The 12,262-nt window shown below is 58.3% G+C and carries 12 protein-coding genes, 1 tRNA gene and 1 pseudogene; 13 read left to right on the top strand and 1 reads right to left on the bottom strand.

Translation table 11 applies throughout. From position 1 onward, the window contains the following. Positions 1–10 precede the first annotated feature (10 nt). The 4 genes from AC3WP4_RS14475 (at position 11) to vapC (ending at position 1,701) form a co-directional block, all read left to right on the top strand. Complete coding sequence (locus AC3WP4_RS14475) at positions 11–427, top strand: hypothetical protein (protein WP_102614965.1); 417 nt, start codon at positions 11–13, stop codon at positions 425–427. Positions 428–433: 6 nt separating this feature from the next. Then, positions 434–886: a hypothetical protein gene (locus AC3WP4_RS14480; protein WP_074872687.1), complete on the top strand. Its 453-nt coding sequence runs from the start codon at positions 434–436 to the stop codon at positions 884–886. Between the two features lie 177 nt (positions 887–1,063). After that, positions 1,064–1,294: a type II toxin-antitoxin system VapB family antitoxin gene (gene vapB, locus AC3WP4_RS14485; protein ID WP_102614966.1), complete on the top strand. Its 231-nt coding sequence runs from the start codon at positions 1,064–1,066 to the stop codon at positions 1,292–1,294. Continuing rightward, positions 1,294–1,701 carry a type II toxin-antitoxin system tRNA(fMet)-specific endonuclease VapC gene (gene vapC, locus AC3WP4_RS14490; RefSeq protein WP_076028998.1) on the top strand — a complete coding sequence of 136 codons (408 nt, stop codon included), beginning with the start codon at positions 1,294–1,296 and terminating at the stop codon, positions 1,699–1,701. The genes vapB and vapC overlap by 1 nt, the downstream gene beginning before the upstream one ends. Positions 1,702–1,778: 77 nt before the next feature. On the opposite strand, the gene gabP is transcribed toward vapC, so the two are convergent. Further along, positions 1,779–3,170, bottom strand: a complete 1,392-nt coding sequence (gene gabP / locus AC3WP4_RS14495) for a GABA permease (RefSeq protein WP_102614967.1) — start codon at positions 3,168–3,170, stop codon at positions 1,779–1,781. A gap of 564 nt (positions 3,171–3,734) precedes the next feature. Between gabP and AC3WP4_RS14500 the strand changes: the two genes are divergently transcribed. From AC3WP4_RS14500 to AC3WP4_RS14540, 9 genes and pseudogenes are all read left to right on the top strand, one after another. Continuing rightward, positions 3,735–4,508 carry an ABC transporter ATP-binding protein gene (locus AC3WP4_RS14500; protein ID WP_007897462.1) on the top strand — a complete coding sequence of 258 codons (774 nt, stop codon included), beginning with the start codon at positions 3,735–3,737 and terminating at the stop codon, positions 4,506–4,508. A gap of 13 nt (positions 4,509–4,521) precedes the next feature. Further along, complete coding sequence (locus AC3WP4_RS14505) at positions 4,522–5,268, top strand: ABC transporter substrate-binding protein (protein ID WP_102614968.1); 747 nt, start codon at positions 4,522–4,524, stop codon at positions 5,266–5,268. A gap of 77 nt (positions 5,269–5,345) precedes the next feature. Then, positions 5,346–6,038 (top strand): ABC transporter permease, encoded by a 693-nt coding sequence (locus tag AC3WP4_RS14510; RefSeq protein ID WP_076029000.1) that lies wholly within the window; start codon positions 5,346–5,348, stop codon positions 6,036–6,038. Further along, positions 6,038–6,727: an ABC transporter permease gene (locus tag AC3WP4_RS14515; protein ID WP_074872677.1), complete on the top strand. Its 690-nt coding sequence runs from the start codon at positions 6,038–6,040 to the stop codon at positions 6,725–6,727. Before AC3WP4_RS14510 ends, AC3WP4_RS14515 begins: the two co-directional genes overlap by 1 nt. After that, the gene (locus AC3WP4_RS14520; protein WP_102614969.1) at positions 6,708–7,937 is read left to right on the top strand and encodes a methyltransferase; all 1,230 of its coding nucleotides are present in this window, start codon (positions 6,708–6,710) and stop codon (positions 7,935–7,937) included. The genes AC3WP4_RS14515 and AC3WP4_RS14520 overlap by 20 nt, the downstream gene beginning before the upstream one ends. 297 nt (positions 7,938–8,234) lie before the next feature. Further along, positions 8,235–9,476 (top strand): nucleoside deaminase, encoded by a 1,242-nt coding sequence (locus tag AC3WP4_RS14525; protein WP_102614970.1) that lies wholly within the window; start codon positions 8,235–8,237, stop codon positions 9,474–9,476. Between the two features lie 129 nt (positions 9,477–9,605). Then, positions 9,606–9,681, top strand: a tRNA-Thr gene (locus AC3WP4_RS14530). Between the two features lie 164 nt (positions 9,682–9,845). Then, entirely contained in the window at positions 9,846–11,174 is a 1,329-nt protein-coding gene (locus tag AC3WP4_RS14535; protein WP_102614971.1) for a tyrosine-type recombinase/integrase, read from the top strand. 905 nt (positions 11,175–12,079) lie between these two features. After that, positions 12,080–12,205, top strand: a pseudogene (locus AC3WP4_RS14540) (integrase domain-containing protein); the annotation flags it as partial. Between the last annotated feature and the right edge of the window lie 57 nt (positions 12,206–12,262).

Here is a 12,262-nt window from a genome sequence, read left to right on the forward strand (position 1 = left end):
GAACGAGCCCATGGCATCCGCCAACAAGCAGAACAAACGCGCCACCCGCGCCAAAGCCAAGGCCAAGCAGAACCGCACCCAACGGGCCGCCGCGCCGGTCGAGTTGGACCCGAACGACGACCGCATCGACTTTGAATCGGTGGACCTGACCGACCTGTTCAAAGAAATGATCGACGCGCAAAAGATCAGTCAGCAAGCCATGTGCAAGGCATTCCTTGAACACCCGCTGCTCGCGCTGGTGCTGGAGCAGGAGGGCGAAGAAACAGCGACAGATTTCATCATCGCTGCGCTGATCGAGTACCGCCAATGGTCCACCGAAACGGACGAAGCCAGTGCCCTGGCCTGGATTGAGTCCCCGGCCTTCCAAACTGATTACGTGGCAGCTTCCGAAGCTATCGCGGCCCAAAACCAACAGAAACCGAACTGAGTTCCCATGGCCTCCCTGAACAAGCAACAGAAACGCGCCAAACGCGCCAAGATCAAAGCGAAGCAAATCAATATCCACGGCAGAAAACCCGCCGCACTGGACGATGACCTCGGCGAAATCGGCGAGCCGATCCCGGAATACACCCTGGCGATGTTCAGCAAAATGCGCGATGCAGAGGCCACCAGCCGCAACGACATGCTGCTGACCCTGCTGTCAGACCTCGCCGAAATCATCAGCGACCATCCAGAACTGCTGGACATGGAAAACGCCGACAACGAAGCCATGGCCGCCACTCACCTGGCCGCCGACATGCTGATCGATTACCGCATGTGGGCCGACGGCATGGACCGCGACACCGCCCAGGCCTGGCTGACGGATCCGCAGTTCATCACTGACTTCGGCGCGGCGCTCGACAGCTATCGCGAGTCGCTGGATGCTCAGGAAGTAAAGGCCGAGTAAACACTCGCCTCAGAAACAAAAACGGCCGCTTGTCATCACTGACAGCGGCCGTTTTCTTTGGAAGCCACTCACCTGAAACAATCGATCCCCTCGTCAGCAACCGTGTATATCCCGTTGACATATCCTCTAAGAGATCTATTCTCTGGCTCACAAACCCCGCAAATGCAGGAGGCCAAAATGGAACAGACCACCCTTTTCATGAGCAATCGAAGCCAGGCTGTCCGCCTCCCCAAAGCTGTTGCGATGCCAAGCGACGTGAAACGAGTCAACGTAGTTGCCATCGGCAGAGCTCGCATCATCACTCCCGCAGATGAAACATGGGACAGCTGGTTCGACGGGGATGGCGTAAGTGCAGACTTCATGAGCGATCGTGAACAACCCGCCGATCAGGAGCGTGAGTCGTTCTGATGATCAAATACATGCTCGATACCAACATCTGCATCTTCACCATAAAGAACAAACCGCAAATCGTACGAGAAGCTTTCAACCGTCATGACGGGCAGCTATGTATCAGCGCCGTCACGCTGATGGAGTTGATCTACGGTGCGGAAAAATCAGCAGCACCCGAAAAAAACCTCGCTGTGATCGAGGGTTTTGCGGCACGCCTTGAAGTCTTGCCTTTCGACAATGAAGCAGCCTCGCATACCGGAATGATTCGATCCGAGCTGGCCAAGGCTGGCACGCCTATCGGGCCCTACGACCACATGATTGCCGGCCACGCACGTTCACGCGGATTCATAGTGGTAACCAACAACCTGCGAGAATTTGAACGGGTTCCAGGGCTACGCGTAGAAGACTGGGTTCACCCCGATTGAGCCCGGCACAACTGACAGAAACAAAAACGGCCGCTTGTCATCACTGACAGCGGCCGTTTTGCGTTATGCGGTGCGAATCAGTTCAGCACCACCGCCCCCATCTTCTGCAGCTTGCGACGACGAGCCACAAACAAACCGGCAGCCACCACCAACAAACTCAGCAGACCAGTAGAGAGAATCTCCACGCGATGCGCTTCCTGGAACAGCATGATGGTCAGGGCCGCCACGATGAATACGATCACCGCGTAGGTCAGGGCCGGGAACAGCCACATGCTGAAAGCGATTTTTTCACCGCGTGCCATGCGCTGCTTGCGCATACGCAGTTGCGAAATCGCGATCACCAGATACACCAACAACGCGATAGCGCCGGAGCTGGCCAGCAGGAATTCGAACACGGCGGCCGGGGCCACGTAGTTGGCGAAAACCGCAATGAACGCAGCGCCGGTGGACAACATGACGGCCCAGTACGGCGTGCCGCTCTTGTTGGTGCGCTGGGAAACGGCCGGTGCATCACCGCGCTTGCCCAGAGAGAACATCATGCGCGAAGCGGTGTACAGCGCCGAGTTCAGGCAGCTGGTCACAGCAACCAGCACCACGATGTCGACGATCAGCTTGGCATTCGGGATACCCATGCGCTCAAGCACGGTCTGGTAGGAGCCGACGGCTGCCAGTACCGGGTCGTTCCATGGCACCAGGGCCACAACGATGAAGATCGACACGAGGTAGAACAAGCCAATACGCCAGATCACCGAGTTGGTGGCCTTGGAGATTTGCTGGCCAGGGTTCTTCGATTCCGCGGCCGCAATGGTCACGATTTCGGTGCCCATGAAGGAAAACATGGTAGTCAGGATCGCGCCCAACACTGCACCCATGCCGTTTGGCAAGAAGCCCTGGGTGTCGAACAGGTGGGAAACGCCGCTGACCTGGCTGGTCGGCAGGAAGCCGAAAATCGCCAGAACGCCGAGGCCGATGAAGCCGATGATCGCGATGACTTTGACCAGGGCGAACCAGAATTCGAATTCACCGTAGTTCTTCACGCTGAACAGGTTCGTCACCGTCAGCAGCAAGGTGATGACCAAGGTGAAGGCCCAGATCGCCACATTCGGGAACCAGGCGTGCAGGATGGTCGCGGCGGCGTTGGCTTCCAGCGGAATCACCAGTACCCAGAACCACCAGTAGAGCCAGCCGATGGTGAAACCGGCCCAGTGACCGATCGCGCGATCGGCGTACGTCGAGAAGGAGCCGGTGTCGGGTGAAGCCACGGCCATTTCGCCAAGCATGCGCATCACCAGCACCACCAGCATACCGGCGGCAGCGTAGGCCAACAGCACGGCCGGGCCTGCAGCAGCGATGGCGTGGCCCGAGCCGACGAACAGGCCGGCACCGATAACCCCGGCGATCGACAGCATGGTCACATGACGCGGTTTGAGCCCCTGTTCGAGGCCATTGGAGCTTGGGGTACTGCTCATTGAAACTACCTTTTGTAAGGAAAAGCGATGACGTCCACCCGGCGTGGCGTTCCTTCTCGTAAAAAGAAACCAACAGGGCGTTCCGTATTCTGCACGCAATAATTGCGCCAAAATATTACAAAGCACCCAAACATGGGGCTCTCCGCCGGACCGGACAGTCATCGCAAGTCATTGAGATTAATGGCAATTCGCCAGAGCGTTACCCTGCGACCCACTTTCAGGAACGAAGTGGCGCACCAGAAACACACCCAAAAATAAAGCGACGCACAATAAAAGTGCGGATCAGGAACGTTTGGCCGGTTAGCGCTTCCAACCCCCCGTCAAAGCTGGCAACATCGCGCCCTTTTTTGGAACAGCCCCAGCCTTTTTATCGACAGGCAGGGTTCAAACGGCTGTTCGGTTGATAGCAGCGCGACAGTCTGCTGTACCGATGCGACAACCTGCCACACGCCAGCTGTTTAGCGTCCGTAGCGCTGTTGGCTGTCATTCAGACGCTATGCTAGCTTGGCCGCCTCGCCAGGAAGGCCGCCAATAGCAGGAGCGAAATACTTATGAGGAACGCACATGGCTGAGGCCACGCCCGCGCTTGAAATCCGCAACTTGCACAAACGCTACGGACAGCTTGAGGTGCTCAAAGGCATCTCGCTGACCGCCCGCGACGGCGACGTGATCTCGATCCTGGGTTCTTCCGGTTCCGGCAAGTCCACCTTCCTTCGTTGCATCAACCTGTTGGAAAACCCGCATCAGGGACAAATCCTTGTGGCCGGCGAAGAACTCAAGCTCAAAGCCGCCAAGAACGGCGAACTGGTTGCTGCTGATGGCAAGCAGATCAATCGCCTGCGCAGCGAGATCGGTTTTGTATTTCAAAACTTTAATCTCTGGCCGCACATGAGCGTGCTCGACAACATCATCGAAGCGCCGCGCCGCGTACTCGGCCAGAGCAAGGCCGAGGCCATCGAAGTCGCCGAGGCCTTGCTGGCCAAGGTCGGCATCGCGGACAAACGCCACGCCTACCCGGCGCAACTCTCCGGCGGTCAACAACAACGCGCCGCCATTGCCCGCACGTTGGCAATGCAGCCCAAGGTGATCCTGTTCGACGAACCCACCTCCGCCCTTGACCCGGAAATGGTCCAGGAAGTACTTAATGTCATCCGCGCATTGGCCGAAGAAGGCCGCACCATGCTGTTGGTCACCCATGAAATGGGTTTCGCCCGTCAGGTGTCCAGCGAGGTGGTGTTCCTCCACCAAGGCTTGGTAGAAGAGCAAGGATCGCCACAGCAGGTGTTCGAAAACCCGCTTTCGGCGCGCTGCAAACAATTCATGTCCAGCAACCGCTAACGGAGCTACCCGCATGCAGAACTACAAAAAAATCTTCCTGGCGGCTGTCGTCACCCTGGCCTTCAGCGCCGGTGCCGCCGCCGAGACCTTGAAGATGGGCATCGAAGCGGCCTACCCGCCGTTCAACAACAAAGATGCCAGTGGCAATGTCGTCGGCTTCGACAAAGAAATCGGCGACGCCCTGTGCGCCAAGATGAAAGTCGAATGCACCGTGGTCACGTCTGACTGGGACGGCATCATTCCGGCCTTGAACGCCAAGAAGTTCGACTTCCTGATCTCCTCGATGTCGATCACCGACGAGCGCAAGCAAGCGGTGGACTTCACCGACCCGTACTACTCCAACAAGCTGCAATTTATCGCTCCGAAAAACGTCGACTTCAAAACCGACAAGGCTTCCCTGCAAGGCAAAGTGATCGGTGCACAACGTGCGACCCTCGCTGGCACCTGGCTGGAAGACAACATGGAAGGCGTCGAAATCAAACTTTATGACACCCAGGAAAACGCCTACCTCGACCTGACTTCCGGTCGTCTGGACGCCATCCTGGCGGACAAGTACGTCAACTACGAGTGGCTGAAAAGCGACGCCGGCCGTTCTTATGAGTTCAAAGGCGACCCGGTGGAAGAAAGCGACAAGATCGGTATCGCTGTACGTAAAGGCGATGAGATTCGTACGAAGCTGAACACCGCACTGAAAGAAATCGTCGCTGATGGCACCTACAAAAAGATCAACGACAAGTATTTCCCGTTCAGCATCTATTGATTCTGACCTGTCGGGCCGGCGCCGTTATCTGACGGCGCCAGTCCCTGGCATTGCCTGCGCGATTTGAAAAGAAATCCATGACTATCGATCTCTACGGATTCGGCCCGGCGCTCGCCGCTGGCGCGCTGATGACTGTGAAACTGGCACTCTCGGCCTTGTGCCTGGGGCTGGTGCTCGGTCTGCTCGGCGCCTTGGCCAAGACTTCCCCGTACAAGCCGCTGCAATGGCTTGGCGGCACTTATTCAACCCTGGTTCGCGGCATCCCTGAATTGCTCTGGGTGCTGTTGATCTATTTCGGCACGGTCAACCTGATGCGTGCCCTGGGCGAGTTCTTCGGCAAGCCCGACCTCGAACTCAATGCCTTCGCCGCCGGCGTAATTGCACTGGGGCTGTGCTTCGGCGCCTACGCCACGGAAGTGTTTCGTGGTGCGATTCTGGCTATCCCCAAAGGTCACCGCGAAGCGGGTGTGGCGTTGGGGCTGTCGAAATTTCGCATCTTCACCCGACTGATCATGCCGCAGATGTGGCGCATCGCCCTGCCGGGGCTGGGCAACCTGTTCATGGTCCTGATGAAGGACACGGCACTGGTGTCCGTCATCGGCCTGGAAGAAATCATGCGTCATGCACAGAACGCCGTGACCTTCGCCAAGCATCCATTTACGTTCTTCATGGTCGCGGCCTTCATGTATCTGGGCCTGACAATACTGGCCATGGTTGGCATGCATTTTCTGGAAAAACGCGCCGCCCGCGGCTTTGTGAGGACGACGTAATGGAATGGGAAGTCATCTACAAATGGCTGCCGAAGTTCATCCAGGGCGCCACCCTGACATTGGAGCTGGTGGGCATCGCCGTGATTCTCGGCCTGCTGCTGGCCATCCCATTGGGCATCGCGCGCTCGTCCAAGCTTTGGTACGTTCGCGCGTTTCCCTACGCTTACATCTTTTTCTTTCGCGGCACACCACTGTTGGTTCAGTTGTTCCTGGTCTATTACGGCCTGGCGCAGTTCGACGCGGTGCGCGACAGCGTCCTGTGGCCTTACCTGCGAAGCCCGTTCTGGTGCGCCACGGCCACCATGACGTTGCACACGGCGGCTTACATTGCGGAGATCCTGCGCGGCGCGATCCAGGCGATTCCGCCCGGTGAGATCGAAGCGGCACGCGCATTGGGCATGTCCAAGGCCAAGGCGCTGTTTTTCATCATCCTGCCGCGAGCGGCACGGATCGGCCTGCCTGCCTACAGCAACGAAGTGATCCTGATGCTCAAGGCCAGTTCTCTGGCGAGCACCGTCACCCTGCTGGAACTCACCGGCATGGCGCGCACCATCATTGCCCGCAACTACCTGACGGTGGACATGTTCTTTACTGCCGGTGTGTTCTATCTATTGATGTCGTTTGTACTGGTGCAGGCGTTCCGTCAGTTGGAGCGCTGGCTGCGCGTCGATGCCTGCCAAGGGCGTTGATTCTTACGTGCTGACGGGCGAGGCCCTACTCGCCCGCTTCACGGCGCTGGATGCTTTTCTGACAAAGCATCAGGCGCTGTGGAAACCTCGTCCATTTACTCACCTGCGGCTTCCGTGGGAAGCGTCCTACCCCGAGTTGTCTGCACGGCTACGCGGCAGGTCATTGGACGATGCGGAAAATGCTCATAACCAACCTGCTCTTCTGGAGGCGCCGGAGCCATTCGCTTCACTGGCGGCGTTGTCCCTCGAACTGAGCGCTGTAGCTGAATTGCCGCCTCACGCACTCGAAGCAGCTGGCCATCGGCTGAATGTCGATGTGCCGGGGCGCAAGTGGCAGCAGATCGAGGCGTTTGCCAGTCGGCTGGAATTTTCCGAGGCGCCGAAGCATTGGCTGGATTGGTGTTCGGGCAAAGGACATCTGGGGCGACGCCTGTTACAAACCGGTCAGCAGCTCACTTGCCTGGAATATGACCCGACGTTGGTCGCCAGTGGCCAGGCACTCAGTCAGCGTCATCATTTGCATGCGCTTCACGTCGAGCAAGACGTGCTCGCGCCGGGGGCTGCCTCTTTACTGAAGGCCGGCCACACGCCGGTAGCGCTGCACGCCTGCGGTGATCTTCACGTGCGGCTGATGCAACTCGCGAGCGCCACCGGTTGCAAGCAGTTGGCCATCGCCCCTTGCTGCTACAACCGGATCAGTGTGAGTGAATATCAGGCGCTTTCCTCTGCGGGTATGCGATCCGACCTACAACTGTCGCTCGAAGATCTCTCGCTGCCGATGAACGAAACCGTCACCGCCGGCGCTCGCGTCCGACGCCAGCGCGACACCTCCATGGCCCGGCGCCTGGGTTTCGACCTGCTGCAACGGCAACTTCGCGGCGTTGACGAATACCTGCCCACCCCGTCGCTGCCCAGTGCCTGGCTGGATAGATCCTTTGCCGATTACTGCCATCATTTAGCCGCGCTCAAGGAGTTATCCACAATCGGAGCGCACGATTGGCCAGCGCTCGAAGCCACCGGTTGGCAGCGACTGGCTGAAGTGCGCAATCTCGAGCTGCTGCGCGGACTTTTCCGACGCCCATTGGAGCTTTGGCTGGTACTCGATCGTGCCCTTTTCCTCTCCGAGCAGGGGTATGCGGTCCGCCTCGGCACCTTCTGCGAAACCCCGCTTACACCGCGTAATTTCCTGATCCTGGCTGAGCGCCCCTAAAACGCTCCAGCCTGTGGATAACTCTGGGGATGAAATTATCGTGGATCCAATATATCCGGCTGTTTCGGGGCAGAAACACAACTGTACAATTTTCGTACACCTGTAAAAAAAGCGGGAAAACAGGTATTTGCGAGCAAATGAGAACGGGTCCGCAAATTTGCCTCTAAACAGGTGCGGTACAGATCCCGTTGTGCATAAGCATTAAGACAAAACAACATAACGACCGGCGAAACCTCAACTATCGTTGCCAAACGCCAGATTTTCCTGGCGCTCAAACAGCAAGGAGCTGGGAAGATCATGAGCACATTGAACAGTGCACAGGAAGCCGTCGATACCGTCGCCAACCAAGCCATTGAAGCTGCGCTGCAGCAAACCTTCGCGGTGGGCGGCGCCATCATCAACAACGCAACGGGCGAGGTCATCGCCGCGCTGCACAACAACGTGCTGATGCCTATCCCCGGCGGTGGCACCACGTACTTTCTACCTCATGACCCGACCGCCCACGGCGAACGGCAATTGGTGGACTGGTACTACGAAAACGCCGCGCCATTGAACCTGCCACCGCCCAATCAGTTGACCGTCGTCACCACGCTAGACCCGTGCGCCATGTGCGCCGGTTCGCTGCTGACTGCAGGATTTAACGTCGCCGTCAGTGCGATCGATGACTACGCAGGCATCAACTACAACAGCCAGTTCACCTTTCCATCGCTGCCGCCGCAGATCCGCCAACAGGCGCAAGACACCTGGGGTTATTACGCGATCGCGGCGCCGGTCAGCCGGGCCTATCAGGGCTCGACCAGTCCGGTGTTTGCTGGCCAGACCATCGACTCGGCGGCTTACTTCCTCACCAGCTCGATCTTCTCCGCCAGCGTCAACACCGTCCGCGAGGCCAGCAACAACAGCGGTCTGCCGCCGGATCAACTGCAAAACCCGGCAAACCTCCCGGCCACCAGCAAAGTCCGCCAGGCACTGACTGCGCTCAGCCCGTTTGCATTGACTGTGCAATCGGCCAACCCGCGTGACCCCGGCGCAGAACTCGCTCCGCCGCTATTGAAGACTGCGCAACAAAGCACAGTGTTCAACTCGGTAGCCCTCATCGATCCGTTCGGCAACCTGCTGGTGTGTCTGGGCGGCGTCGAGAACCAGTCGCCGATTCGGACAGCGTTCATGGAAACCACCCGCAACTACGCGGTCATGCGCTGGACCCTGATGAACGACCCCGACCCCGTCGTTCGCGCCGAGGCCGGCCAATACCTGACCCATCCGAAGTACGGCACCTTCGTCTTCCTCTACTCCCCCGACCCCACCACCCCGCAGGCCGTGATGACCTTCGGCGCGTACGGCTCAACCATGGAAGGCCCCGTGCCGCAAAGCTATCCGTCCAACCTCCAATACGTGCTGCTGCCGGGCAACACCACCGCCCAAGCGTTGTCGACACTGGCCCAAAACCTGCCGCCGTTCTACACGCAAAGCGTGCAAGTGGCGCCCGCGCAGGTGCTAAGCCAGGACTTGATCAACGCGGTTAAAAACGGCGTGTAAGGGGCTAAAGCAATTGCATCGCTCGGCCCCGCAGAAGCATCCGCGGGGCCAGCTTGACGCCTGCGCAAAAATAGTCTGAATTCAGGGGTTTACAGAACCAACCCAATCGCTATAATCGTCGCCCAACACGCCGGTATAGCTCAGTTGGTAGAGCAACTGACTTGTAATCAGTAGGTCCCGGGTTCGACTCCTGGTGCCGGCACCACATTAGGCTCCATTGCATTCTACTGAATGCTCTGGAAGCCCCGAAAACCCGCCCTTTGGCGGGTTTTTTCGTTCCAGAACCCTCTGTCGGGATCCAACAAAATCCCCCTTCCCCGAGGGTATGTTAGGGGTACTGCGATTTTCCGGTCAGGAGCGCGTACCCCTATGCCACGTCTAGCGATCCCTCTCAGCGACCTGCAATGCCGCACGGCCAAAACCCGCGAGCGCGCCTACAAGCTGTTCGACGGTGGCGGCATGTACCTTTTCGTCAAACCCAATGGCGTGAAGACCTGGCGCTTGAAGTACACCAAGCCCAACGGCAAGGAAGGCACGCTCATCATCGGCAATTACCCCATCGTTACCCTTTCCGTCGCACGACGTAAGCGAGACGAAGCCAAGGCGTTGCTGCTAGACAACCTCGACCCAATGGAAGAAAAGAAGAAGGCCAAGATCGTAGCCCAGCGGGCGGCACTGCTTTTCGAAACCGTTGCTCTGGAGTGGCACGCAGATATGTCCCGCCGCTGGACCGAAGGCCACGCAAAAACCGTAATGAGCCGACTGCGCACCCACGTCTTCCCGCTGATCGGCCAACGACCCATAGCTGAGCTCGATACCCATGACCTGCTAGAGATCACCCAGCGCATCAAGGAACGCGGCACCATGGATGTGGCCTTAAGGGTACAGAACTACTTATCCACCATCATGCGCGGCGCCAAAAGGGCTCGGCAGATCACCATGAATCCTGCACTGGATCTGGCAGGCTCGATTTACGCGCCGCGCACAATCCATCGCCCGGCCCTTTCCCTCAACCGCCTACCCGAACTGCTACACCGTATCGACAACTACAACGGCCGCGAACTGACGCGCCTCGCCGTCCTGCTCACGCTGCATGTATTCGTCCGCTCCAGCGAACTGCGCTTCGCGCGATGGAGTGAGTTCGACCTCCAACGCGCCATGTGGGAAATCCCCGATACACGCGCACCGATTGAAGGGGTACGCAACTCCACACGTGGGACCAAGATGAATGGCGACATTCAAATGGTTCCGCTATCGCCGCAGGTCATCGAAATACTGGAGCGGCTGCGCAGCCTCAGTCGCTTTTCAGAATTAGTGCTACCAGGCGACCACAAGTACTGGAAGCCCATGTCTGAAAACACGGTGAACACCATGCTCCGCAACGTCGGCTATGACACCAGCAAGGACGTGTGCGGCCACGGCTTCAGGACCATGGCCTGTAGCGCCCTGCTGGAGTCCGGGTTATGGACCGACGCAGCCATCGAAAGACAAATGAGCCACAAGGAACGCAACCGTGTGCGTGCCGCGTATATCCACAAGGCCGAATTCCTCGAACAGCGCAGGCTGATCATGGCGTGGTGGAGCAACTACATCGACGCCAACCGCCATGGGCATGTGACACCCCACGAATTCGCTCACCCAGTCGGCGACAACATCACGGCCCTACAAAATAGCCGTGGCGCATCCAAACGTGGGTAAGCCTGCGAGATCGCCGTTGTCCGCCCTTCCACGCGGGTCCATCCAAGCGGGGCTGCAAAGCCGCCCTGCTTGGATGGACCTCATTTAAAAAATCTAAAGCCCACGCAAATTGTCTGTGGAAAACCATAGATTTCCACCGGTGGATAATTTCATCCACAGCCGCAGAATTCCCGAAAATTCGAGCCTTGACCCAAATTATCCACAGGCGTAGAAAAGATCGGGCAAAGCGCTGTCTTTGACAGCAACCCAGGTAGCCAGAACCTTTAAGGCTACGCCACACCGTGGTGGTTCTCCCAAAGTGCGATTAGCGTCCGGCGGCTCGCACGGTCACAGCGATGTGATGGATGCCTACTTCTAGCAGTGTGCCCACTGCGGCAACTCATCCCTTTTCATAGCTGCTCTGCAGCAACCTATCCGCGTGGCCATTTCCTTGCGCCAACCTGCGCCCGTCTCTTTCTCGCGGAAAGAGACGGGCGCTCCTACCGCTGCTGCAACCCAACTCGTACAAGGCATTGCGGCATTTCCCCTCGTGACAATCGGCGTGACAAACACCGAAGTCACCAACAACAGCGATGCAGATGATGGTGCCGCAGCCCACGGAATGGGCTGCACCTGACTGACAGCCAGGCATGCCCCGGTCATCGCTTCACTGCCTTCACCCGACTCAGGATCTCGCGGCGCTGGTCTCGTCAGCCAGCGCAACCTCCACCCGCCCACTTCTTCGGAAGTGCTCAGGAGGCCAGATCATGAGATGCCCAAGCTCCCGGTCGTAAAGAGCCGCCAGTCCCGCGTTAGTGGACAACCCTCACAGGTCGCAGGGGCCTTGATCCCTGATAACACTCAACATCCATGGCGGGATGACGTGGGGATGGCTTTAAAAGTTTGGTTTCGAGAGGAATGTGATCATGCGGTTGGTCGGTAAACGGGATGGGCGCAATTTTGGCTATGGTCGGCAACTGAGCTATGCCGGATCGCAGGCATTGCGCGACCTATTTGGCGGCGGGCATTACGGGACGGTCAAGGCGCACAGCGTAAGTCGCAGCGCGCTTGAGGCCGATTAGGGGCAAGTTCCGCCACAAACAAGTTGG

It is taken from the genome of Pseudomonas sp. FW305-20 (genome assembly GCF_058788075.1).